The sequence below is a fragment of the Staphylococcus sp. GDX8P80P genome (assembly GCF_017893095.1).
In the GTDB taxonomy this organism is placed as follows: Bacteria; Bacillota; Bacilli; order Staphylococcales; family Staphylococcaceae; genus Staphylococcus; species Staphylococcus borealis.
In genome coordinates, this window is sequence record NZ_JAESMI010000029.1 from 1 (window position 1) to 23,472 (window position 23,472).

The 23,472-nt window shown below is 35.1% G+C and carries 22 protein-coding genes and 1 pseudogene; 18 read left to right on the plus strand and 5 right to left on the minus strand.

Annotated features, from left to right (window positions below; translation table 11 throughout):
* The coding region (locus tag KA858_RS03915; RefSeq protein ID WP_210135054.1) for a transposase family protein at nucleotides 1–263 on the minus strand (263 nt) is incomplete at its 3' end.
* A 252-nt stretch (nucleotides 264–515) separates the two neighbouring features.
* On the opposite strand from KA858_RS03915, the gene KA858_RS03920 reads away from it, so the two are divergent.
* Together KA858_RS03920 and KA858_RS03925 are read left to right on the plus strand one after the other, a co-directional pair.
* A complete protein-coding gene (locus KA858_RS03920) occupies nucleotides 516–1,721 on the plus strand; it encodes an MFS transporter (protein WP_210126181.1) in 1,206 nt (401 codons plus the stop codon).
* Nucleotides 1,722–2,011: 290 nt separating this feature from the next.
* Complete coding sequence (locus tag KA858_RS03925; protein ID WP_481906463.1) at nucleotides 2,012–3,364, plus strand: trypsin-like serine peptidase; 1,353 nt, start codon at nucleotides 2,012–2,014, stop codon at nucleotides 3,362–3,364.
* A 308-nt stretch (nucleotides 3,365–3,672) separates the two neighbouring features.
* Here the strand turns inward: KA858_RS03925 and KA858_RS03930 are convergent, their stop codons facing one another.
* Entirely contained in the window at nucleotides 3,673–4,896 is a 1,224-nt protein-coding gene (locus tag KA858_RS03930) for an ArgE/DapE family deacylase (protein ID WP_210135055.1), read from the minus strand.
* A gap of 302 nt (nucleotides 4,897–5,198) precedes the next feature.
* On the opposite strand from KA858_RS03930, the gene KA858_RS03935 reads away from it, so the two are divergent.
* The 4 genes and pseudogenes from KA858_RS03935 to KA858_RS03950 form a co-directional block, all read left to right on the plus strand.
* Nucleotides 5,199–6,251 carry a PTS sugar transporter subunit IIC gene (locus tag KA858_RS03935; RefSeq protein WP_210126183.1) on the plus strand — a complete coding sequence of 351 codons (1,053 nt, stop codon included), beginning with the start codon at nucleotides 5,199–5,201 and terminating at the stop codon, nucleotides 6,249–6,251.
* Nucleotides 6,252–6,622: 371 nt separating this feature from the next.
* The gene (gene thrS, locus KA858_RS03940) at nucleotides 6,623–8,539 is read left to right on the plus strand and encodes a threonine--tRNA ligase (protein WP_210135056.1); all 1,917 of its coding nucleotides are present in this window, start codon (nucleotides 6,623–6,625) and stop codon (nucleotides 8,537–8,539) included.
* Between the two features lie 152 nt (nucleotides 8,540–8,691).
* A complete protein-coding gene (locus KA858_RS03945) occupies nucleotides 8,692–9,546 on the plus strand; it encodes a GIY-YIG nuclease family protein (RefSeq protein WP_210126185.1) in 855 nt (284 codons plus the stop codon).
* 77 nt (nucleotides 9,547–9,623) lie between these two features.
* Nucleotides 9,624–9,764, plus strand: a pseudogene (locus KA858_RS03950) (MepB family protein); the annotation flags it as partial.
* A gap of 148 nt (nucleotides 9,765–9,912) precedes the next feature.
* Here KA858_RS03950 and mntC read toward each other — a convergent pair.
* From mntC to KA858_RS03965, 3 genes are read right to left on the minus strand one after another with little or no spacing between them, the layout of a single operon-like run.
* Nucleotides 9,913–10,842 carry a manganese ABC transporter substrate-binding lipoprotein MntC gene (gene mntC, locus KA858_RS03955; protein WP_107629376.1) on the minus strand — a complete coding sequence of 310 codons (930 nt, stop codon included), beginning with the start codon at nucleotides 10,840–10,842 and terminating at the stop codon, nucleotides 9,913–9,915.
* Nucleotides 10,839–11,675 (minus strand): metal ABC transporter permease, encoded by an 837-nt coding sequence (locus KA858_RS03960; protein ID WP_210126186.1) that lies wholly within the window; start codon nucleotides 11,673–11,675, stop codon nucleotides 10,839–10,841. Before KA858_RS03960 ends, mntC begins: the two co-directional genes overlap by 4 nt.
* Nucleotides 11,668–12,411 (minus strand): metal ABC transporter ATP-binding protein, encoded by a 744-nt coding sequence (locus KA858_RS03965; protein WP_210126187.1) that lies wholly within the window; start codon nucleotides 12,409–12,411, stop codon nucleotides 11,668–11,670. The genes KA858_RS03960 and KA858_RS03965 overlap by 8 nt, the downstream gene beginning before the upstream one ends.
* A 258-nt stretch (nucleotides 12,412–12,669) precedes the next feature.
* On the opposite strand from KA858_RS03965, the gene KA858_RS03970 reads away from it, so the two are divergent.
* The 12 genes from KA858_RS03970 to KA858_RS04025 all read left to right on the plus strand — a co-directional run bounded on the left by KA858_RS03970 (nucleotide 12,670) and on the right by KA858_RS04025 (nucleotide 23,451).
* Complete coding sequence (locus KA858_RS03970) at nucleotides 12,670–13,869, plus strand: GTP-binding protein (RefSeq protein WP_070855396.1); 1,200 nt, start codon at nucleotides 12,670–12,672, stop codon at nucleotides 13,867–13,869.
* Nucleotides 13,870–14,099: 230 nt separating this feature from the next.
* Nucleotides 14,100–15,461, plus strand: a complete 1,362-nt coding sequence (gene brnQ, locus KA858_RS03975) for a branched-chain amino acid transport system II carrier protein (RefSeq protein WP_210135057.1) — start codon at nucleotides 14,100–14,102, stop codon at nucleotides 15,459–15,461.
* A 169-nt stretch (nucleotides 15,462–15,630) separates the two neighbouring features.
* Nucleotides 15,631–16,323, plus strand: a complete 693-nt coding sequence (locus tag KA858_RS03980) for a class I SAM-dependent methyltransferase (protein WP_210135058.1) — start codon at nucleotides 15,631–15,633, stop codon at nucleotides 16,321–16,323.
* The gene (locus tag KA858_RS03985; protein WP_210135059.1) at nucleotides 16,320–17,873 is read left to right on the plus strand and encodes an ABC transporter substrate-binding protein; all 1,554 of its coding nucleotides are present in this window, start codon (nucleotides 16,320–16,322) and stop codon (nucleotides 17,871–17,873) included. The genes KA858_RS03980 and KA858_RS03985 overlap by 4 nt, the downstream gene beginning before the upstream one ends.
* A 2-nt stretch (nucleotides 17,874–17,875) precedes the next feature.
* Nucleotides 17,876–18,832 (plus strand): ABC transporter permease, encoded by a 957-nt coding sequence (locus KA858_RS03990; protein WP_210135060.1) that lies wholly within the window; start codon nucleotides 17,876–17,878, stop codon nucleotides 18,830–18,832.
* The gene (locus KA858_RS03995) at nucleotides 18,832–19,599 is read left to right on the plus strand and encodes an ABC transporter permease (RefSeq protein WP_210135061.1); all 768 of its coding nucleotides are present in this window, start codon (nucleotides 18,832–18,834) and stop codon (nucleotides 19,597–19,599) included. The genes KA858_RS03990 and KA858_RS03995 overlap by 1 nt, the downstream gene beginning before the upstream one ends.
* Complete coding sequence (locus KA858_RS04000) at nucleotides 19,566–20,333, plus strand: ATP-binding cassette domain-containing protein (RefSeq protein ID WP_210135062.1); 768 nt, start codon at nucleotides 19,566–19,568, stop codon at nucleotides 20,331–20,333. Before KA858_RS03995 ends, KA858_RS04000 begins: the two co-directional genes overlap by 34 nt.
* Entirely contained in the window at nucleotides 20,326–20,961 is a 636-nt protein-coding gene (locus KA858_RS04005) for an ABC transporter ATP-binding protein (protein ID WP_210135063.1), read from the plus strand. Before KA858_RS04000 ends, KA858_RS04005 begins: the two co-directional genes overlap by 8 nt.
* Before the next feature lie 158 nt (nucleotides 20,962–21,119).
* Nucleotides 21,120–21,344, plus strand: a complete 225-nt coding sequence (locus KA858_RS04010) for a DNA-dependent RNA polymerase auxiliary subunit epsilon family protein (protein WP_053030174.1) — start codon at nucleotides 21,120–21,122, stop codon at nucleotides 21,342–21,344.
* Between the two features lie 278 nt (nucleotides 21,345–21,622).
* Nucleotides 21,623–22,081, plus strand: coding sequence for a MarR family winged helix-turn-helix transcriptional regulator (locus KA858_RS04015; RefSeq protein ID WP_210135064.1), 459 nt, complete (start codon nucleotides 21,623–21,625; stop codon nucleotides 22,079–22,081).
* Nucleotides 22,082–22,102: 21 nt separating this feature from the next.
* Nucleotides 22,103–22,963: a patatin-like phospholipase family protein gene (locus KA858_RS04020; protein WP_210135065.1), complete on the plus strand. Its 861-nt coding sequence runs from the start codon at nucleotides 22,103–22,105 to the stop codon at nucleotides 22,961–22,963.
* A 56-nt stretch (nucleotides 22,964–23,019) separates the two neighbouring features.
* Nucleotides 23,020–23,451, plus strand: coding sequence for a 6-pyruvoyl trahydropterin synthase family protein (locus KA858_RS04025; protein WP_210135066.1), 432 nt, complete (start codon nucleotides 23,020–23,022; stop codon nucleotides 23,449–23,451).
* Nucleotides 23,452–23,472 lie beyond the last annotated feature (21 nt).

Here is a 23,472-nt window from a genome sequence, read left to right on the forward strand (position 1 = left end):
TAAAATCTTTGTTTTTGAAGTTTTAAATAAGCGGGCATTTCCATAATTTTAAGCAAAGTAATCGTTGAGGTTTTCTTACCATTTTTTACTATGGAGAAATTTTCATTTTTAGCTAAACAATTTTCACAATGTGTAGGTTGATAAGTGAGCTCGGCATAATAAAACAAGCTCATTCGCCATTTATGTTTTTTCTCAGTCACTTCATCTGAAAAATTTATATTTTTATCTTTAATTCTTAATGTATTTAATATAGAATTACACATAGGCGCATTACCTTCCTTTTTTATTTGTTGTGGTAACTAATAATTATAGAGGTAATTGCGCTATTTTTGTATTCAAAACATAAAAATTGGACAGATGATTTTAGTCATCAGTCCAATTTATTATAGAACCGTTTAATTACGTCAACTACTGCCAACATATATTTGGAGCCTGAGATATCGATTTTTGTCCCAGACTCGTCTTTTTAACGATAAAAGTATAATGAACGTTCTATATAAAAAGGAGGTTAAACAATGAAGTTTTCTAAAATTGTCTTACCAGGTATCGCGATGATTGCAACAAGCTATGGACTTGGGCGCTTTAGTTTTGGTTTATTTTTACCGAGTATTTCAAACGATTTAAACTTAAACGCGACACAAGCGGGGCTCATCTCATCGCTGTTTTATTTAGCATATTGCTTCACAATTATTTATGCTACTTTAAAAACGAACAGCGTTGGACCGAAACTTATGATTTTATTTGCAGGGTTATCGGTCTTAATAGGTCTCATGTTAATTAGTGTGTCTCATGCGGCATTGTTACTTGCAATCGCAGTTATATTTGCCGGGGGAAGTACAGGTTTAGTTTCACCACCATATGGCTACGCGATTTCACTATGGGTCAAATGGCATGAGCAAGGTAAAGCAAATACGTGGATTAATTCAGGAACAAGTTTAGGTCTCATGTTTACTGGTGTAACTGCGATGCTCCCGTTTTTAAATTGGAGAATGACCTATTTAATATATAGTGTTATTGCGATCATTGTCATTATTTGGAACTATTATGCGATCCCATCATTAAACAAAGAATTGGAGATCGAAACTGGGTCTTTCAACATTAGAGACGTCAGTACGAGTAAAAAGATTATTGTTGCCTCAACAATATTGGGATTTTCAACAGCGCCATTTTGGACATTTTCTAAGTCCTTCGTAGAGAGTATTGGTACATATTCCAATGTTAGTCTCTCTGTGTTTTGGATTTTAATTGGTGTCTTCGGTATGGTAGGTGGCATGTCTGGTGCTATGATTGATCGTTATGGTTTACGTTTCGCTTACATGATTGGTGTCATCTTTCTATCTCTTGCCTCCATTGTATTAGCATTCGCATATCATTTATGGATGATTCCATTTATTGCTTCATCTTTATTTGGAGCAAGTTATATATTTATAACAGGTGTGCTATTAGTTTGGGGCGTTAAAGTCTTCTTGAAAAATGCCTCCCTAGGCATCGGCATTCCGTTCTTAATGTTAGCAGTAGGACAAGTATTAGGTTCTGTAGTGGCTGGTTCTTTAGTAGATCAATTTAACTATACTATGACATTTCTTATTTATGGTTTGATTGGTATGATTGCGTTATTTATTTATCCAAAAGTCAATGTAAAACCTATGAAAGTAGATAAATCTGAGGACTATACGAAAGTACAACTTAAAAATAAAGATGTGCTGAATATTGAACACTAAGCGGTAAGTCTTACCTCTCTTTAGTAAGAAGAACATAGAAATGGCTATACATCCATGTTATGGTGTTAATGTATTCAAAGCGTGTCGTGTCCCGCCCCTTATATTGTTTATAAATAGGAATAAATTGTTGTTCATTCAAAAGAAAACAATTCTATTTATATAAATTTAATATTTATTAAAAATTAAAAAACTTTAATTATTAATATTGTGGTGCGGATCAAATAAGTTATATAATAAGTTAAAATAAAAGTTAATTAATTTGATACTTGAAGAAAGCAGGGACGAGTATAGTGAACAAAGGGGTAGCATTAAAGAAATATTCACACATATTAATTGTCATCCTAATGACAGTGGTATTATCTTTTCTGTTTCAATTAAATGATGCACATGCATCTACTAAAAGTAAGGATTTAAGTGTTCAACCAACATCTCAACAGCACAACCCAGTCAAAGGGGCTAAAGGTAACGTTGCAACGACTCAAGCTAAAGTGCAAACACAGCCTAAGGTAATTAATCGCAATCAAGTGACTAAAGTACCTTCTAAACAATCACATGTGGTAATGCATCGTACGACAGTACAACCTTCATCGCAAAACTTTTCAAAACAAAAGCAACCAACTAAGGTTAACAAAAAAGTTGTCTCAACAAATAAAAAACCACAAAATGCATCAAAAGTAACGCGTACACAATCTGCGAAGCCACAGTTATTAGCACAGACTACCAAAACGAAAAGCAAACCAATTACGAAAGTGGCAGTTGTAAGTAAGACTAAAGCTGCGAAACCAAGTGCGCAAACAACAGTCAAAGCGTCTAAAAAAGCATCATCAACGGCGAAAAAGAATTACTATAATCAAGCGCCTAAGCGTTGGCCATCTAATGTGCCTGGTGGTGATAATGTACGTGATTTCGGTCAAACGACGAAAGAATCCGGCATTGATGACGCACTAAAAATTATGAAGAAATCGGGCAACAAAGGCGTAACCATTGAGCACGCTAAAGCGAAAGATGCCAATATCGCAACAGTTTATAATTGGAATCCAAAAGCAAAACAATTAACATATGGCACTGGTACAGCAATTGGAAAGCATACGATTCTAACTGCGAATCATGTTGTTAATGATCAAAGTGCGCATAAACCTTTAACACCGTCACAACCACAAAATATGCGTATCAATATATTACAAGAGGGATCTAAAATTGTGCGTACACTTGAAGTCTTTGGTGTTCAAATGTTGCAATATGGTGATGTTTCTCTAGTGTATACGTATGAAGATATTTCAAAGTATATGAAGATAAGAAAGATTGCATCAGAAAATTCGATTAAAGCTATGAAAGCAAACACACCTATTCACATGTACCACTATGGTAAGCCGACTGGTAAATATAAAAATGATCCTGCCGGCACAATGTATCATTCAAAAGGGAAATACACGATGACTGCACGAAATGTGAACCCGATTGGCTATTATCAAATGATGGCAGAACCAGGCTCTTCTGGTGGGGCAGTCTTGAATAGTAAGAACGAGGTCATTGGTATTCATGCTTTCCGATTAAACTCAGGTGATTATAAAAAATACAATTTAAATACGATGGCAGAAATCAGAGGCAAATTACGCAAAGAAATTATGGATAATATTGTGTAACAATCTGATTGTGACAGTGAGCGGGATGACAGAAGTTAAAGCTAGTCAATATCCTGCTCTTTTTATAGTTACTTGAAGTTCTGCGTCATAGCCTGAAGGAGAGTTGTGATTCAAACGAATATGGACTGTTTTAGGGATATTTTAATGAAAGAGTGTCATTCATTACAAGGAAGTTAGACTGCGGTCACTAACAGGTAAGCCTAACCTCAACATTGGATTTTACTTAAATGCATCACTAAAATGACGTAGTATAGACACTGATTGTCATATGATCAATGCCTATACTACGTCGCATGTTAAATATTAAATTACTTTTCAGCTAAATACTTCACGGCCACCTCTTTGTAGATATCGATGTATTTAAGGTACATCTCTTTTTCAATATATTCATCGACTTGATGAGCCATAATTGTAATACCTGGGCCGACAATTGCAAGATCTACATTATTTGGATTATCACCTAGAAGACTAGATGCATCCGTAGTACCTATAAAAGCTGCGACAAAGACGTCATCCTTATTCACATAATGTGGTGCAACGTCTGTAATCACTTTGATTAAGGTGCTGTCTTTATCACTTGTTACAGGACGATGGTCACTTACAACTTCAAATGACAATGCATCGCGATTTACTTCGTCAATCGTTTGCTGGAATAATGTTTTAACAAAGTCATTATTATACTCAGGTACAGGCCGTACATTGTATTCAATTGAGGCCTCTTCAGGTACAGAGTTGAATTGTTTACCACCTTTGATAACTGAACCGAGCATGGTAAAGCCAGATGCAAAATTTTCCGCTTCCTCACTTAATGTGCCTTTCATAAATTTGTTTACCATAGGTGCGACATCCAACGCATGATGCAGGTCATGCTTTTTAATATCCGCATACTTTGAATTTAACTGATTGATAAATTGTACAAGTGTGTTAATTGCGTTGTCTCCTAGAAATGGCATTGAACTGTGGGCAGCGACACCTGTGGCCGTCACTTTACATGCCATAGACCCTTTATGTGCATAGAAGACACCGTTATCTGTTGGTTCCCCGATGATTAAGCCATCAAGATCATCTAAATAACCTGCTTTCGCAAATAATTTGGCACCTGCCTGTTCTTTTTCCTCTCCAGTCGTCGCCAGCAAACGGATGGTTCCCTTTGGTAGCGCGTCAGACATTTTTAATTCAATCAGTGCAATCACCATTCCCATCAAGGCGCCTTTCATATCTGTTGTACCACGTCCATATAATTTGCCGTCTTGTTCAGTGAGTTTAAATGGTGGGTAAGTCCATTTCTCATGATTTCCGGCATCAACAACATCCATATGACCACTCATTGCTAATATCGGAGAACCACTACCGATTTCAGCGACTAAATTTGCTCTAGTCTCGCTCACTTTTAATATTTTAGATGGTATTTCGTAGCGTGCTAATACGTTTTGTAAATAACGACAAACGTCTATTTCGTGATCATTTTCTGACTGAATTTCAATAATATCTGCTAGTAACTCAATTTTGTCTACTTCTTTAAAAGTCCACATATGTATCCCAACCTTAAATTTAATATTAGTATTATGTATACATAAAGTGTAATTTATAAACATAATAATGAATATTCATCCTAATATATTTTATAAAATTGCATGTTAAATGATATAGTTATCAAAAAAGGGTTACATTCGTAATAGTTAATGTAATATACTATCGAAGTTGTGAACAAATGATGAATGTTACATATTTATTTTTATATGATTTAAAATAATGTGATTGATTTATTTGTACGATACTTTAAAATCAAGATTAAAATTTAGAAAAAGAGAAAGTTTTATGAGGGATAAGAATTATGGGTGAGAGAGAAATGATAACACCTAGAACATTTATATTTAATGTATTAAATGGTGTTGCTTTAGCAATTGTAGTAGGTATGATTCCAAACGCAATTTTAGGGGAGTTAAGCAAATACTTAGGTCAGTATAATGATATATTTACGAAAATCGCCTTTGTAACGCAAGGTATTCAATATTCAATTCCAATTTTGACAGGTATATTGATTGCGGCACAATTTGGCTTAACACAATTACAAACCGCCGTAACAGGGGCAGCTGCTTTTGTGGGGTCTGGTGCATCGACATTTGTAGATAACAAGTGGGTCATCGTTGGTATAGGTGATTTAATTAATACGATGATTACTGCTTCCATTGCGGTAGGCATTATCTTATTAATCGGCAATAAACTGGGTAGTTTAAATATGATTGTGTTGCCTATCGTTGGTGGTGCGGTGGCTGGATTACTTGGATTATTGATCTTGCCATATACTAAATTGATTACATTAGGATTAGGAGATGTTATCAATTGTTTAACGAATACACAACCTATTATCATGACGGTATTGATTGCAATGATATTCTCTATCTTAATCGTGTCTCCGATATCATCTATCGGTATAGGTTTGGCAATTGGAATCTCAGGATTAGCCGCTGGTTCGGCTGCAGTGGGTGTTTCGGCAAGTGCAATAATGCTTGCAGTTGGTAGCTGGCGTGTGAATAAACCAGGTGTTCCGATTACAGTATTACTTGGCGCAGTGAAATTAATGATGCCGACACTGATTCGCCATCCAATGATGATGGTACCAATTATTTGTACAGCAGGTGTTTCAGGTTTTGTTGGTGGCTTGTTAAATATTAAAGGTACGCCAGATTCAGCAGGTTTCGGATTGATTGGTCTTGTGGGACCTATTAAATCATTAAATTTATTAAATATGGGTACAACGAGTGGTTTATTGATTATCGCCATTACGTACATTATTGTGCCGTTAATTTCTGCGCTGTTTTTCCATTATTTATTTACAAAAGTATTAAAACTCTATGATCCTAATATCTTTAAATATAAAGTTTAAGCCAAATATTAAACATAAATTGTCAAAAAGATAACCCATGTAGGTAATTTAATATTTTGATACGCATTTGACTAACATTTAAGATAGGTATATGATTATTAAAAATTAATACTGAATTTAAGGACAAGAACTTTATGGTCAATTCACAGAGAGGGAATAAGTGCTGAGATATTCCTAAATTTAAAATAAAGTTTACTACCTTTATATACATTACATGGAAACATGTAACGTTTCATACGCGTTAAAGTATGACTAAAGTGCCATCTCTTGAATGAGATGGAATGTTGGGTGGAACCACGGGTATTCAAGACTCGTCCCTTTTGTAGGGACGGGTTTTTTATTTTATATAAATGTTTAAGGAGAGATGTATCATGTCTAATCAACAAATTCATATTCAATTTCCAGATGGAAGTAAAAAAGCGTATCAAGCAGGTGTTCTAGCTAAAGAGGTAGCGCAATCTATTAGCCAATCTTTATATAAAGAAGCGGTCGTTTGCCGTGTGAATGACCGTTTAGTTGATTTGACCCATCCTCTCCAAGCGGATTGTGAACTCACATTTTACACTCTTAAAGATCAAGAAGGTTTAAATGTGATGCGACATTCTGCGGCACATGTCTTAGCACAAGCACTTACTCGTTTATATCCTGACGTAAAATTAACAATTGGTCCTGTCATTGAAAATGGCTTTTACTATGATATTGATTTAGATGAATCGATTAGTGAAGCAGACTTAAATAAAATTGAAAAAGAAATGAAGAAAATTCATAGTGAGAATTTAAAATTTGTACGACAAGATTTAAGCTATGCAGAAGCTAAAAACATTTTTAAAGATAATTCTTATAAATTGGAACTGATTGAAGAACATAAAGATGATCAACTTTCACTATATCAACAAGGGGAATTTATAGATTTATGTGTTGGCCCACATGTACCAAGTACTAAATTTGTAAATCATTTCAAGTTAACAAAAGTGTCTGGTGCATACTGGCGTGGCGATAGTGACAACAAAATGTTGCAACGTATTTACGGTGTAGCATTTAGTTCTAAAGATCAACTTGATGACTATTTTGAGTTTTTAAGAGAAGCAGATGAACGCAATCATAGACGCTTAGGAAAACAATTAAAATTATTTATGTTCTCTGAAGAAGCACCAGGTATGCCATTCTATCTTTCAAATGGTCAATTTATTCGAAATCAAATGGAAAGTTTCTTACGAGAAGTGCAATTGAAACATGATTACGATGAAGTAAGAACACCATTAATGATGAATAAACGACTTTGGGAAGAGTCAGGACACTGGGATCATTATCATGAAAACATGTACTTCACTAAAGTAGATGAAAATGATTATGCATTGAAACCAATGAATTGCCCGGGACATATGTTAATTTTCAAAAATGAATTAAGATCTTATAAAGACTTACCGCTTCGAATTGCTGAATTCGGTCAAGTACATCGTCATGAATTTAGTGGTGCGTTGAATGGTTTACTACGCGTGAGAACGTTCTGCCAAGATGATGCGCATATCTTTATTATGAAATCTCAAATCAAATCAGAAGTACAAGAAATTCTGAAGTTAATTGACTATATCTATTCAGTCTTTGGCTTTGACTATAGTATTGAACTATCAACACGACCAGATGATTATCTAGGTGAAATTGATTTGTGGAATGAAGCGGAACAGTCATTGGCACACGTGTTGGATGACCTTGGTTTGGCATATTCAATTAATGAAGGCGATGGTGCCTTCTATGGTCCTAAAATTGACGTACACATTAAAGATGCATTAAATCGTAGTCACCAATGTGCAACAGTACAATTAGACTTCCAAATGCCAGAAAAATTTGATTTAACTTATATCAATGAACAGAATGAGAAAGAACGTCCAGTTGTATTACACAGAGCAGTCTTCGGCTCTTTAGACCGCTTCTTCGGTATCTTGATAGAACACTTCAAAGGTGCATTCCCATTATGGATGGCACCAGTACAAGTGAATTTAATCGGCGTATCGGATAATAATGATGACTACGTCCGTAAAGTTGCAGACACATTAAGAAACGAGAATATTCGCGTCGCTATAGACGACCGAGATGAAAAGTTAGGCAAGAAAATTAGAGAAAGCCAAATGAATAAAATTCCATACACATTAGTGTTAGGTGACGATGAACAACAACATCACACTGTGTCATCAAGAAAGTACGCACATCACGATAACGAAACAATGGATATTCAAACATTCGTTGAAAAACTAAAACATGAAATTGAAAGCAAAGCCTTATTAGTTTAATGATGTAATCTGAAATCAACCAAGCCTATCAGAGTATGAACACTTTGATAGGCTTTTTAATGTCTAGATATTAAATATAAATATGAAAATTGTATAATAATTATATAATGTATTAAAATAATAAAAATACTAAATTATTAAGGGTTATAAAGATGATTAAGCTAACAGATTTTATACAGACACCAAATGTAAGTAAAACTAAAATTAAATTCAATATGAATGCTGGAGATATTAATAAGCGTGCATGGGACTTTTTGTTAGAAGATAGTGAAGATTGGATAGTTATGAACACATGGAAGACTAGACAAAATAATAATAATCTCAATAAGGCAGATTATTTAATAGCCTTAGCTCAATATTATCCATATGGGCCAGAATATTTTGTCTTTGGCGGTATTTATAAGGTCGAAAAGATCAATCCAGAAGTATTTAACCAAGTTGGGTACAAACTAACATTACTTGATGATTATAAAGAATATCGAAAAAGACTTATTATCAAAATACAGAAACCGATTGGTAGAGATGTATATAATCGCCTCTATTCAACTGTACAAGAACAATTACAACCAGAAGTTTATGAAATAGCGCCAAATGTTAAATTAGGACATTTTAAAGGTTATCAACATGTGTGTTTAAAGCATAAAGAATTACAACAGATTATAGATAGAAATGAACCAAGTTGGAAAGATGCATTAAGTCACGTTAAAGGTGTTTATGTTATTACTAATTTAGAAACGGGACAACTCTATATAGGATCAGCTTCAGGCAATACTGACGGGATTTGGCAACGATGGTCGAACTATGCACATTTAAATAATTTAACCGGTGGCAATAAAGAATTTCTAACTATTTTAAATGAAAAGGGTAGAGAATATATTATTCAGCACTTTCAATACGCTATCCTAGAAATATTTGATACAAAGACAAAGGCCAATACAATAATTGAAAGAGAGAATTATTGGAAAACAGTATTGGATACCAAAAAGCATGGTATGAATCATAATTAAATTTTAAGACATAACACATTAAAAAAGGAGTTTGTATATGAAACCCATTGAAACAATGCAATCATATCATTTGCTAGAAAGGTATTTTGAAAAGTGATGAGTCTAAAGGGAAAATGGCATTAAGAGTGTATCCACCGTGGGAAACTGAATTAAATAAAACAGCAACTAAGGCACAAGCATGGCAATGTGCATATTTTAATGAGATAGCGTATGAATAAGTACCAATCTACGTTTTACAGTAACAAAGAATTTTATAAATAATAAGCCAGTAAATGAATTCCTAAAAATTCATTTACTGGCTATTTTAATAGGAGGATGATAATAATATATTAATTTAATTTCTTAAATGCGTTGTTTTAATTAAGTCTATTCCATGCTTCCATGGATTGTTTCGATATTGTGTTTCATCATTTTATAATATGAATCACCTTTAGAGCCTTTTTCTCCGATTGAATCGGTAAAGACTTCTCCGTAAATACGCTTACCAGTTTCCTCAGATAAGCTATTCATAGATTTTTTATCTACACTAGTTTCAACTAATAAATGTTTGATGTGATTGTCTTTAACAAACTTGATAGCCTGTTTCATTTGTGACGGTGTACCTTGTTTCTCAGTATTGATTTCCCAAATATAGCCTGGCTTGATATCAAAGGCTTTTGAGAAGTATTTGAAGGCACCTTCACTTGTAATCATAGCACGTTCTTGTTTTGGAATATCATTGAATTTATCTTTACTGTCTTTGTTTAACTTTTCAAGTTCTGCAAGATAAGCATCACCTTGTTTGTGATAGTCTGCTTTGTGTGAAGCATCTGCTTTCACAAGTTGCTCTTGAATATTCTTAACGTATTGAATACCATTATCCAAACTTAACCATGCATGTGGATCAATCTTGTCCTTATTACCTGTTTCACCATTTAAATAGATAGGTTTAACGCCTTTAGACACCGCGAAGACTGACTTATCATCTGTAGATTTGCCTGCTTGTTCTAAAGCTTTTTCAAACCAACCGTTACCAGATTCTAAATTGAAACCATTGTAGAAGATAACATCTGCATCAGTAAGTTGTTTAATATCTTTCGGTTTCACTTCGTATTCATGTGGGTCTTGTCCTACTGGTACGATACTATGAACGTCTACCTTGTCACCACCGACTTGTTTGACCATGTCATAAATAATTGAATTGGTTGTGACAACCTTCAATTTGTCATGATTTTTAGAATGTTGGTCACTAGAATTTGAACTACACGCTGCTAGAACTAGAATCAATGCAATAAGTAATGGAATAAATTTTTTCATGTTGTGTGTACACCTCTATACTTTGTTTTTAATTTTGAAAAGAGAAGGGTCAAGATATAAATACTAAATGTTGCAATGACAATCGTTGCCCCGCTTGGAAGATTGTAAATAAAGCTAAAGTACAATCCGACAATCGAACTTACTACGCCAATCAAACTTGCTACAATCATCATTGAATAAAGATTCTTTGTGATTAAAAAGGCGGTCGATGCCGGTGTAACAAGTAATGCGACGACTAGGATAATGCCAACAGTTTGAATACTAGCAACGGTGACTAAGGCGAGTAAGAGCATTACAAAATAATGAATGACTGTTGTATTCAACCCACTTACGCGACTGAATGTTGGATCAAACGTTGAAATCATTAATGGTCGATACAATATGACAATCAGTAACATCACGATGACACCAATAATAAGGGTTGTCCAAAATGTTTGTCGGGTAATCGCGAGTAAGTTACCAAATAAAATATGATGTAAATCTGTCGTGCTGTTTATCAGACTAATAATGATGACACCCGTTGCGAGAAATGCAGTGAAACTAATGCCAATCGCTGCATCTGGCTTTGTTTTACTATTATTAGAAATGTATCCAATTAATAAACTTGCAATCATGCCAGTGACTAATGCGCCGATGAACATCGGAATATTGAATAAGAATGACAACGCCACACCAGGTAAAACGGCATGACTCATCGCATCTCCCATTAACGATAATCCACGAAGGATGATTAAACTTCCGACAGTCCCACAAACCACGCCCACTATAATAGATGTAATTAAAGCGCGATTTAAGAACTGATAATCAAATAAATGTTGAATGAAATCAGTCATTTGCTATGTCACTCCCTTCATTAAACGTAGAAGTCACATTAAATAAAAATGTGCGATTGAGATATTGGGGCTGCATTGCTTGGTGACTGGGACCGAAGAATCTAACTGTACGATTCAGTAAAAGAATACGGTCGAAATAGTCTTCTGCTTTAGATAAATCATGGTGCACGATAAGAATAAGCTTACCTTGCGCCTTTAATTGACGAAGTTTCTCCATAATAAGTTGCTCACTATTAAAATCGATGCCTACAAACGGTTCGTCTAATAAATAAACTGTACTATCAGACATCAATGCTCTTGCTACAAGAACACGTTGCAATTGACCGCCACTGAGCTCGGAAATTTGTTTGTATTGCAACGCTTCTAAATCTAAGTCTCTTAATAGTTTTTGAAATTTTGTTTTAGACGCATGATCGACACGTTTGAACCAGCCAATGGTTTGATAGCAGCCAGATAGAATGACTTTCTCAACATTGATTGGGAAGTCTAAGTCTAATTGCGCTTTTTGAGGAATGTATGTAATGTATTGCAATTGTTTATGTATGGATTTGCCATATAAATACATCTCGCCACTAGCGTTAAACGTTCCGATCAAGCTTTTTAGCAATGAAGACTTACCCGCACCGTTGGGCCCCATGATGCCAATGATTTCCCCTGATATTGGAATCTTTAAAGAAATATCTTTCAGCACATGTTTATGATTTAAATGCAAATTCATGTTGTTAATTTCTATCAACAAACTACCTCCTAAATAAAAGTTTAGGTTAACCTAATTTATTTCATGATAACTTCCGAAAACAGAGCGTGTCAAGTCGAGATAGTTAATAAAAGTGTGGAAATAGTATCAATTCATTTCGGTAAATAAGTTCTAGAGTGAGCGTTAATCATTGATATGGCTACATTTGATCATCATTAGTTTGATTGACAATTAAAAATTTAAATGTAAAATATAAAACGTAATAATTACGATTTATAAAAAGAAAGGTATGATTTTATGGGCAAGATACCTGTAACGGTATTGAGTGGTTATCTTGGATCAGGTAAGACAACATTACTTAACCACATTTTAAATAATCGTGAAGGCCGTCGAATTGCGGTTATTGTGAATGATATGAGTGAGGTAAATATTGATAAAGACTTAGTTGCTGATGGGGGCGGGTTATCTCGAACAGATGAAAAATTAGTCGAATTATCTAATGGTTGTATTTGCTGTACGTTAAGAGATGATTTATTGCAAGAAGTTGAGCGTCTAGTAGAAAAAGGAAATATTGATTATATTGTGATTGAATCTACAGGGATATCTGAACCAGTACCTGTTGCACAAACTTTCTCTTATATTGACGACGCATTAGGTATTGATTTAACTTCTATTTGTCGACTAGATACGATGGTAACTGTTGTAGATGCGAACCGATTTATTAATGACATTAATTCTGAGGATTTACTTGTAGATCGTGATCAAGGTGCAGATCAAACAGATGAACGCTCAATTGCTGATTTACTCATTGATCAAGTCGAATTCTGTGATGTGTTAGTGATCAATAAGACGGATTTAGTTACCGAAGCGGAATTAACAAAATTAGAAAACATCTTAAGAAAATTACAACCGGATGCTAAATTAATCAAAACGACAAATGCCGAAGTGGATATCAATGACGTGTTAAATACAGGGCGCTTTGATTTTGAACAAGCAAGTAATTCTGCAGGTTGGATAAAAGAATTAACTGAAGGTGGTCACGCTGAACATACACCTGAGACAGAAGAGTATGGGATTGGATCATTTGTCTATTCAAGACGTTTACCGTTTCACGCGAAACGTTTCAATGATTGGTTAGAACAAATGCCTAATAACATTGTTCGTGCAAAAGGGATTGTTTGGCTAGCACAATATAATCAAGTTGCATGCTTATTATCTCAAGCAGGTTCATCTTGTAATATTAGTCCGGTAACGTATTGGGTAGCTGCAATGTCGCCAGAACAACGAGAACAAATTCTAAATCAACGACCAGATGTTGCCGAAAGTTGGGATATCGAATATGGTGACAGAAATACACAATTTGTAATTATCGGTACAGAATTAGATCAAGAACAAATTGTAAAAGAATTAGATCAATGCTTAGTAAATAGCGATGAAATTGGTAGTGATTGGAATCAATTAGAAGATCCATATCAATGGCAAATTCGAAAAGCTTAATATCATACCATCGTTCCAGTAGTTAATGTTTGAAAGACAACGTGGCTTAGGATGGACGATAACACCTCGTAGATTGCGTGAAATAATCAAAACGACCGTTACGAGGTGTCTTTTTTATGGCATCATCCAGTGAATATAGTGATGATTTAAATTTATTGAATATTTTGAACAAATAGATGTTAAATTTATGTATAATAGCTAGTAAACACATAATAGGAGAGATGTAACACATGATGAAACAGAAACTTTCAATCAAAGAAAATATATTTATTGGTTCGATGTTGTTTGGTTTATTCTTTGGTGCAGGAAATTTAATCTTTCCTATTCATCTTGGACAAACAGCAGGCGCCAATGTTTGGCTTGCTAATTTAGGATTCTTAATTACAGCGATTGGGTTACCTTTCCTAGGTATCGTAGCCATCGGTATCTCTAAAACGAATGGCGTTTTCGATATTTCATCTAGAGTGAGTAAAGGCTATGCATATGCATTTACAATTGCCCTATATTTAGTAATTGGACCGTTTTTTGCGTTACCAAGACTTGCAACAACATCATATGAAATTGCATTTTCACCATTTATTTCGGCAAGCACTGGAAAGTTAGTGTTACCGATATTCAGTATTTTATTCTTTCTAATAGCATGGTTTTTCTCTAGAAAGCCATCTAAAATTTTAGATTACATAGGCAAATTCTTAAATCCAGTATTTCTAGTATTGCTCGGTATCGTAGTTGTCTTAGCGTTTATTAAACCTATGGGTGGTATTAGTCATGCGCCAATAAGTGCAAACTATAGTAATAGTGTCTTATTGAAAGGCTTTATTGACGGCTATAATACACTAGACGCACTCGCATCACTCGCATTCGGGATTATCATTGTGACAACGATTAAGAAATTAGGTATTACCAATCCGAATGGGATTGCTAAAGAAACGTTTAAGTCAGGATTTATAAGTATCGTAGGAATGGGCGTGATTTACACGTTACTTGCTTTAATGGGTACGATGAGTTTAGGTCATTTTAAAGTGAGTGAAAATGGTGGTATCGCACTTGCTCAAATCGCGCAACACTATCTTGGAGATTATGGCATTATCATCTTATCGCTAATTATTATTGTGGCATGTTTGAAGACGGTGATTGGTTTAATAACTGCCTTTTCAGAAACATTCACAGCACTATTCCCGAAAATGAATTACCTTTGGTTGGCAACAGGTGTCGCACTACTTGCCTGTATCTTCGCGAATGTCGGATTAACTAAGATCATTATGTATTCAACACCTGTACTTATGTTTATCTATCCATTAGCGATTACACTTATTTTATTAACACTTGTCAGCCCATTATTTAATCATTCGACAATTGTTTATAAATTTACAACGTTCTTTACTATGTTTGCAGCATTCTTTGACGGCATCAATGCAAGTCCAGAATTCTTTGCGAAGACATCAATCGCACAAACATTAATTGGCTTTGCCGAACACTATTTACCATTCTTTACAATTGGCATGGGCTGGATCGTTCCAGCAATTTTAGGATTTATTATAGGACTAATCGTTTATTCAATTCGTTCTCGTAGACATACACAAACACAATAAATATGCAGTTATAAGCTGTGAGCCTGGGACATCGATCAATGTCCCGCGCCCATAGCTTATTTTTTTGCGTTCATTCATGACTTTGAAAAATTCTTATTGTGTAAATGTACATAGTGTAGTACTATTTAAAACGTAATTATTACGATTTGAAGTAAGCGAGGAGAATGAAATGACTAAGACTTATGATGTTTGGTGGCAAAAAGGTCAAGAATCAGATGATGATATGGCACGAGACCATCAAGAAGCTTGGGAGAGAACGATAGAAATGCTTGATACATCTGACATCGAAGGGAAAACGATTTTAGATGTGGGATGTAATCAAGGCGGATTTTTACGACAATTATACGATACAACACCGTTTAAAGAAGGTGTTGGCATCGATTTAGCACGTTTATCTTTGGAAAAGGCAGAGACATTAAAAGGACAACGTCCACTTACATACTATTTAACAGATAAACCACAAGAAACGAAGCACATATTTGATACGGCTGTAAGTACGTCTGTCTTGTACTTAATAGAGGATATTCCGCAACATGCGAAAGATTTAAAAGAGGTATTGAAACCAGGCGGCGTTTATTACGCTTCATTCGCGGATTTAACTAATAACCCGAGTCGTCAGTTTATGGATGACACGATTAATCAATATGGTGCCACACCGTCTCAGAATCACTCTCTAAAACATATCGTTGATAGCTTTGTGAATGTAGGATTTGAAGTTGCAGTAATGAAAGAGCCTGTACCTGACGTGATTGATTTAACACATTATAGCGATTTTTATTTATCACCAAATGATTATTTACAAACATTATATGAAGAATCATTTTTAATCAAAGCAAGAGTGAAAGAAGGTACTGAGAAATGAAGAAACGTATATTAATGACGGTAGCAGCAAGTGCTACGCTCTTATTGGCAGGTTGTGGCAATGGTCAAAAGGAAGATAAAGATGTTACGGTATCGCTACCTACTGAAGCAAAGGCGGATAAACTTGACGCGCAAGGCTATGATGCAGCGATGCCCGTTTATAGTGCAGTGTATGATGCATTAGTTAAATACGACAAAGATAAGGGCGTTAAAGCAGGTTTAGCAGATAAATGGCGCGTTGATGAATCAGGGAAAGTTTATGAATTCCATTTGAAAAAGAACGTTAAATTCTCAGATGGTTCAGCATTAGATGCTAAGGCCGTGAAATTCTCGATTGATCGTGCGAAAGCGATGAATAAAGATACGACTGTAGAAACGTTAAAAAAATTAGATAAGGTCGTTGTTAAAAATGATCACGTGGTCCAAATTAGATTGAAATCTCCATCAAATCAAGTGTTAAATGAATTAACACAAGTGAGACCGTTGCGTATTATGAGTCCACATTCAGTAGAAGATGGTAAAGTAAACGGTAAATTTGAAAAAGCGATTGGAACAGGTGCATTTGTTGTTGATAAAACTGGTAAAGAAAAAACGACAATGAAGCCAAATAAATATTTCGACAACGGTCACCCAGTCAATTATCATCTTGCATTCCAAACGATTGAAGATGGGGACTCAAGAAATTCTGCAGTACAAAGTGGTTCTGTAGATATTTCTGGTGGTGCTTTAGGTATGCTCTCAGATGAACAAATCAAACAGGATAAGAAAAATAAGAACTTAACGATTGAAGATAGACCTAGCACAGTAAGTCACTTTATGGCATTTAACCCTAAAAATGATGTATTAAATCATCGCACAATTCGTGAAGCGATAAGTAAGAGCATCGATGCGAAAGACATTGCGGGCAAATCTGTAAATGGTCTGTTCCAGAAGAACGTGCAATTTGTGACTAAAGATAATCAACAGCCACACGATTATGATATGAAAGCGGCTGAAAGGTTACTTAAATCAGAAGGCTATCATAAAAACGATGACGGCATCTTTGAAAAGAATGGCAAACCTTTATCATTTAACTTAGTCATTCAAACTGCAGAGTTCCCAAGTTGGAAAGATAAAGCAGAAAAAGTGCAACGTCAGCTTAAACAAGCCGGTATTAAGTTAAATGTGAAAACGTTAGATTCACAATCATACTATGATACATTATGGACGAAAAAAGACTATGATTTGATTTTCTATAGAACGTATTCAGATGCATTAATGCCTTACAACTTTATGAGTTCAGTGTTTAAAAATAATGATGGTCAACCAGGGGTGTTAGCTGATGATGAAACATTAACGAAACAGCTAGACGATTTCCCATCAACCGTATCAAAAGAAGACCAACAGCGTTCATTTGATGACATATTTAAACACTTTAATCAACAATACTATGGTGTGCCAATTGCTTATCCAAATGAGACGTTTGTAGTGAGTGATAAAGTAAAACAATTCAAATTCTCTGGACTTACGGATGCACCAATTGATTATAAAGCGTTGAAAGTTAATGAATAACAATGCTCAAACGTACAATTAAATTCATACTTTATTTAATCGTAAGTTCGTTTATTATCTTCATTTTAGTTGAGAAGACATCTGGTAATCCAGCGATTCTGTATCTACAACGTCATGGTTATACGTCGATTACGCAAGACAATATTGAAGCGGCACAACATCAACTTGGCTTAGGACAGCATGTGTTACTAAGATATATCGATTGGGTTGGACATGCACTCACGGGCAACTTAGGATATAGCTTTACTACCAACGAAGCGGTTACCGCTATGATAATGGAAGCCATCATGCCGACGCTTGTGCTAATCATTGTCTCTAGTTGTATCATGTTGCCATTTGGCTATATTGTTGGTTACTTCGTTGGGACGCGTCCGCATACACGTTACGCTAATGGAATTCGTGGATTCGCCCAAGTGATGACCTCAATGCCGGAATACTGGTTAGCTATTTTATTCATTTATTATTTAGGCGTACGTTGGCAATTGTTACCATTTGTAGGTAGTGATTCATGGCAACACTTTGTGCTGCCCATCTTCACAATTGTTGTTATAGAAGGGTGTCATATCTTATTGATGACAGCACATTTGATTGCGCAAACGTTAGATCAAGATGCGTATCAACTTGCGCAGTTAAGACATTTCTCGTTAAAAGCGCGTATCATCGTACAAATTAAAGAGATATTTGCACCACTAATGACCATTTCAATTAACAGTGTCATTCATTTAATTGGAAAAGCCGTAATACTTGAAGTTATCTTCAGCATGTCTGGTATAGGTAAATTGTTGATTAATGCTATTAACCAACGAGATTATCCACTGATTCAGGGCATTGTCATCTTTATCATCGTCTTTATTATGCTAATGAATTATTTAGGCGATGTGATTATCTTGAAGAATGAACCTAGACTTCGACGACGTCACACCCAGCAGTCAGGTAATGAGAAAAGAGGTGCGATGTGATGAAAAAATATCAAACGTACATCGCAATAGGTTCACTATTGAGTTTGATAGTTGTATTAATGACGTATGGTTTAATGCAAGACACGCAACATTTGAACACACTTGAGTCACCTAATGGACAACATTGGTTGGGTACCGATCAATTAGGCAGAGACTTCTTAGTAAGACTGATTGTCGGTAGTCTTGTCACATTGAGTTTAACAGGTATAGTGATTCTATTAAGTGTTTGTATGGGACTTATCTTTGGCTTAATTGCAGGCGTAGAAAGGCGATGGTTAGATCAAATCATTATGTTTGTTGCCGATATGTTGTTGGCTATTCCATCATTTATTATCGCATTAGTCATTTTAAGTTTAGTAAGTAACTCCATGATAGGTTTAATACTTGCTTTAACGATTGGATGGATAGGACGTTATTTACGTTACTTCAGAAATTTAACGCGAGATATTCAAAAACGTCCATTTGTTCAATATGCACGATTGAGTGGGAACTCAACATTCAAAACGACGGTAACACATGTGATTCCACATTTATTGAGTAATATATTCGCTTTGGTAACGGCTGACTTTGGCAAAATGATGCTCAGCATATCTGGCCTTGCCTTTCTAGGACTAGGTATTAAACCGCCGACGCCTGAGTTAGGAACCATTCTTTTTGATGGGAAAAGTTATTTCAACGGCGCACCGTGGCTCTTCTTCTTCCCTGGTGTATTGTTAGGAGGTTTCGCCTTATTATGTCAAATCATCAACAAAAAAATAACGCAGTAAATACGGTAGTCAACGTCAATCAATTATCGATTTTAGATCAAGAGAAAGTATTGTTAAAAGATGTTGATTTGACAGTAACTAAAGGTGCATTTCATTGCATTATAGGTGAAAGTGGCAGTGGGAAATCACTGTTAACAAGAACAATACTTGGAATGAAGCGACCACAATTAAGTTATCAAGGAGATATTGACATCGATTTAACTAAAACAGATGCAGTGTTTCAAGATGTTCAAAGTAATATGTTTCAAAATATAACATTAGCTAAGCATTTCCAATACATTTATGAAGCTAATCGCACACATCTGACGAAACAGGGTATTAAGGATGATGTCTTACAGATGATGCAATTACTTGGTTTAAGACGAGGGGAACAATTACTTGAGCGTTATCCTTTTGAACTTAGTGGAGGTATGGCACAACGTGTCGCTTTTATAATGTCATTAATTAGACGTCCGGACTACTTATTTTTAGATGAACCGACGAGTGCACTTGATCAAGACAATGTTAAAAAGTTTATGCATTATCTTCTTAAGGCACAAGAACGCTACCAAATGACCATCGTTTTTATCACACACGATATTAACTTAGTGAAAGATTTTGCCACGCATATTAGTATTATGCAGCAAGGTCAATTGATAGAAAGTGATGAGGCGGCGTCAATCTTAACTAAGCCGACACATAGTTACACGAAAAAATTAATTACGATTGCACATCGGAGACAACCTTATGCTTAAAATAGAGAGATTAACCAAATATATAGATACGCAACTGATATTTAAAGAGATATCATGTACAATGAATGACCAACACTTGCTCATAAGTGGTGAGAGTGGTTGTGGTAAATCTACGTTAGCCAAGATTATCGCTGGCTTAGATACGGACTATCAGGGCGAATTATATCTTAATGGGCGTTTACGTGAATCTTATACGTCTAAAGAGTGGATGAAGCACATCCAATATGTACCTCAATATCAACGTGATACCTTAAATCAGCGTAAAACGGTATTAGCTACACTATTAGAACCACTTAAGAATTACAAGGTAGATAAACAGCGTTATACATCAAGCATTGAAGCAGTGCTTGATCAGTGTAACTTACCACACGATATACTTAAGCAGAAAGTGTCGACGTTAAGTGGTGGTCAATTTCAACGCGTTTGGATAGCTAAAGCTTTAATATTAGAACCAGAGATTCTCATATTGGATGAAGCTACAACCAACTTAGATGTTATTAATGAAGAAGCTATACTTCAAATGCTAATGTCTTTAAAGACGACGCAATTAATCATTATTTCACATGATGCTTATGTCTTAAGCCGATTTAACGGTATTCAATTACCGCTTAAACAATGGAATCAGTAGCGTTGGAATATAGTCACACGTCACCTCCCTCAGACTGTTTTAAATCGTAAGCAATAAAGAAGTTTGAAAATATTTAAAACAGGGCATATTTTACTAATTAAACCTTTCATGAAAATTGAAACGGCATAAGATTTTTAACTTTATAGGGGGATTGTCACATGAATATATACAAATTACGTTACCAACATTACAAAGATATCGTAGATGATAATATCTTAACGGTCTTTGTATTAGCTAAAAATGAAGAAGAAGTTGAACAATTCGCGAAAAAAGTAAGTTATGCAGTTGAGAGTATTACTAAAATCTCTCAAGAAGCGTATGAAAAAGAAAAAGAAAAAAATGAACACTTCGGACTTGAACATGCTGAAAACTATTTAGATTAATCGTCCGTTACTGTGAATCATTAGAAGAGTCCGGAACATAAATAATATAATGAAGCTATTTTGCAAATTCGCAGTAGCTGACTGAACTGAGAAGGCGCTTTAACAAAGCTTTTCTCAGTTCTAGTCATCCTTGCGGGGATGGGACGACGAATTTAAAAGAATTCTGTCCCATTCCCTTTTTTAAAATGAAGCAAGAGTGCGCCATCTATTTAGTTGACAAGTCAACCAATGCGTTATATAGTTAAATAGTTGATAAGTCAACTATATGAGGTGAGGCAATGCGAAACGATAAAGAATTTGAGTATCGTGATATTAAATTTATTGGAAAATTATCATCGAAAATATATAGACGGGGCAATATTTATATTACAGAGCAGTTAAAGCCATATGGAATGAACTACATCCAAGTCATGTGTTTAGTTGCACTCTATATTGAGAATGGTATAAAACAAGAAACCATTGTTGAAGACATCGGTGTAGATAAAGCAAGTGTGAATCGAGCAATTAAGTATTTAGAAGAAAAGGGTTATATTACAAGAGAACGCAATCAAGACGATAAAAGAGCGTATAATTTATTTCTTACGCCTAAAGCAATGGCATTTAAAGAAATAAGTTGGGACATTTTAAGTAATTGGGAATTAATGATTTCCGAGGGTATTGATGCTCAAGAGAAAGCAATTGCTTTCGATGTCTTAAAGAAAATGTCGCTAAATGCAGACAAATATTATAAAAATTAAATGAATCAAGGAGTATATATCATGATTAATAAAGATAATATGGAACATGCAATTGTATTAGGTGGCGGTGGATCACTTGCGATAGGTTGGGAATTAGGATATCTTTCAGTCCTTTCTAAAGCAAATATCGATGTGAGACACGCAGATTTAGTTATTGGTACCTCTGGAGGTGCTCAAGCTGGGACGAGTTTAACATCTCAACAGAGTTGGGATGAGATTTATGAACAACAAATTGCGCCAAAGGCCAATGAAGCACCACCAGTAGATGACATGTCTGATATTTTTGCCAGATATGCTCAAATAAAAAATAGTGCAGACACACCAAAAGAATGGATTGAAAATTATAGTGTCTATGCATTAGAGGATCACAAATTTAATGAAAGCGTCCATATTAATCGACTACAAAATAGAATTAAAGTATCCAATTGGCCTGAAAATCTGATGATTACGGCAGTAAATGCGAATAAAGCAGCGCGTGTTGCTTTAACTTCAGATAGTCAAGTCGACTTGCATAGAGCAATGGCCTCAAGTGGTTCATTACCTGGTGTATGGCCGGCAACAACCATTAATGGTGAGAAACATTTTGATGGTGGTTGTCATTCTATGGAGAATGCTGATTTAGCTAAAGGTGCTAAAAAAGTACTTATCTTTGCGACAAACCTTCCTGTATCAACTCCATACAAACTTGAAGATGCGATGAAAGCACTCGAAGAAAGTGGTTCAGAAGTTAAATTAATTACACCAAGTAAAGCAGTGTTCGATAAATTAAATGAACTCGGTGGCAATACGGTTAATCCATCTATTAGACCTGACATTTTTAAAGCGGGGGAAGCACAGGCCCTTGAAGATGTAGAGATGATACGAAGCTTCTGGAATGAATAAGCCTGATTGGCTTCCAAAGCAATGATGAAAATAGATATAAAAGGGGGAACTCAAACATGTCTAATCGTTTCGATCATGTTCAACCACCAAAGCAGTTTAAATATAAAGAAGGACAAACCATATTAAAGCAACAATATGATTTCGTCTGTGATAATCGAATTTATTTTAGTGAAACAATCTATCGAGATTTGCATAATCATTCATATCGCTTGTATGTAGACGTACTTTCGCCGATTGGAGATTATGGTTTGGGATTAGATTTTAATCATATAGATGCGATTTATAGCAAAGTGATTGAACCAAAATTAAACCATCAACTCATCAATGAGACGTTACCGGATATGAACACGACTGCTGAAAATATTGCGATGTGGATTTGGGATGAATTTGAACAACATCTTCCAGAACAAAATTATATGCATGAATTACAATTATTTGAGACTGACCGACATGGGGTAAGTCTAAATCGTACAATAATGAAGTCGTAATATACAATTGAACACTATAAA

Excerpts from the sequence above, each read along its gene's own strand:
- KA858_RS03920 (WP_210126181.1), top strand. The coding sequence starts at position 516 with ATGAAGTTTTCTAAAATTGTCTTACCAGGTATCGCGATGATTGCAACA.
- KA858_RS03930 (WP_210135055.1), bottom strand. The coding sequence starts at position 4,896 with ATGTGGACTTTTAAAGAAGTAGACAAAATTGAGTTACTAGCAGATATT.
- KA858_RS03935 (WP_210126183.1), top strand. The coding sequence starts at position 5,199 with ATGGGTGAGAGAGAAATGATAACACCTAGAACATTTATATTTAATGTA.
- thrS (WP_210135056.1), top strand. The coding sequence starts at position 6,623 with ATGTCTAATCAACAAATTCATATTCAATTTCCAGATGGAAGTAAAAAA.
- KA858_RS03945 (WP_210126185.1), top strand. The coding sequence starts at position 8,692 with ATGATTAAGCTAACAGATTTTATACAGACACCAAATGTAAGTAAAACT.
- mntC (WP_107629376.1), bottom strand. The coding sequence starts at position 10,842 with ATGAAAAAATTTATTCCATTACTTATTGCATTGATTCTAGTTCTAGCA.
- KA858_RS03960 (WP_210126186.1), bottom strand. The coding sequence starts at position 11,675 with ATGACTGATTTCATTCAACATTTATTTGATTATCAGTTCTTAAATCGC.
- KA858_RS03970 (WP_070855396.1), top strand. The coding sequence starts at position 12,670 with ATGGGCAAGATACCTGTAACGGTATTGAGTGGTTATCTTGGATCAGGT.
- brnQ (WP_210135057.1), top strand. The coding sequence starts at position 14,100 with ATGATGAAACAGAAACTTTCAATCAAAGAAAATATATTTATTGGTTCG.
- KA858_RS03980 (WP_210135058.1), top strand. The coding sequence starts at position 15,631 with ATGACTAAGACTTATGATGTTTGGTGGCAAAAAGGTCAAGAATCAGAT.
- KA858_RS03985 (WP_210135059.1), top strand. The coding sequence starts at position 16,320 with ATGAAGAAACGTATATTAATGACGGTAGCAGCAAGTGCTACGCTCTTA.
- KA858_RS03990 (WP_210135060.1), top strand. The coding sequence starts at position 17,876 with ATGCTCAAACGTACAATTAAATTCATACTTTATTTAATCGTAAGTTCG.
- KA858_RS03995 (WP_210135061.1), top strand. The coding sequence starts at position 18,832 with ATGAAAAAATATCAAACGTACATCGCAATAGGTTCACTATTGAGTTTG.
- KA858_RS04000 (WP_210135062.1), top strand. The coding sequence starts at position 19,566 with ATGTCAAATCATCAACAAAAAAATAACGCAGTAAATACGGTAGTCAAC.
- KA858_RS04005 (WP_210135063.1), top strand. The coding sequence starts at position 20,326 with ATGCTTAAAATAGAGAGATTAACCAAATATATAGATACGCAACTGATA.
- KA858_RS04010 (WP_053030174.1), top strand. The coding sequence starts at position 21,120 with ATGAATATATACAAATTACGTTACCAACATTACAAAGATATCGTAGAT.
- KA858_RS04015 (WP_210135064.1), top strand. The coding sequence starts at position 21,623 with ATGCGAAACGATAAAGAATTTGAGTATCGTGATATTAAATTTATTGGA.
- KA858_RS04020 (WP_210135065.1), top strand. The coding sequence starts at position 22,103 with ATGATTAATAAAGATAATATGGAACATGCAATTGTATTAGGTGGCGGT.
- KA858_RS04025 (WP_210135066.1), top strand. The coding sequence starts at position 23,020 with ATGTCTAATCGTTTCGATCATGTTCAACCACCAAAGCAGTTTAAATAT.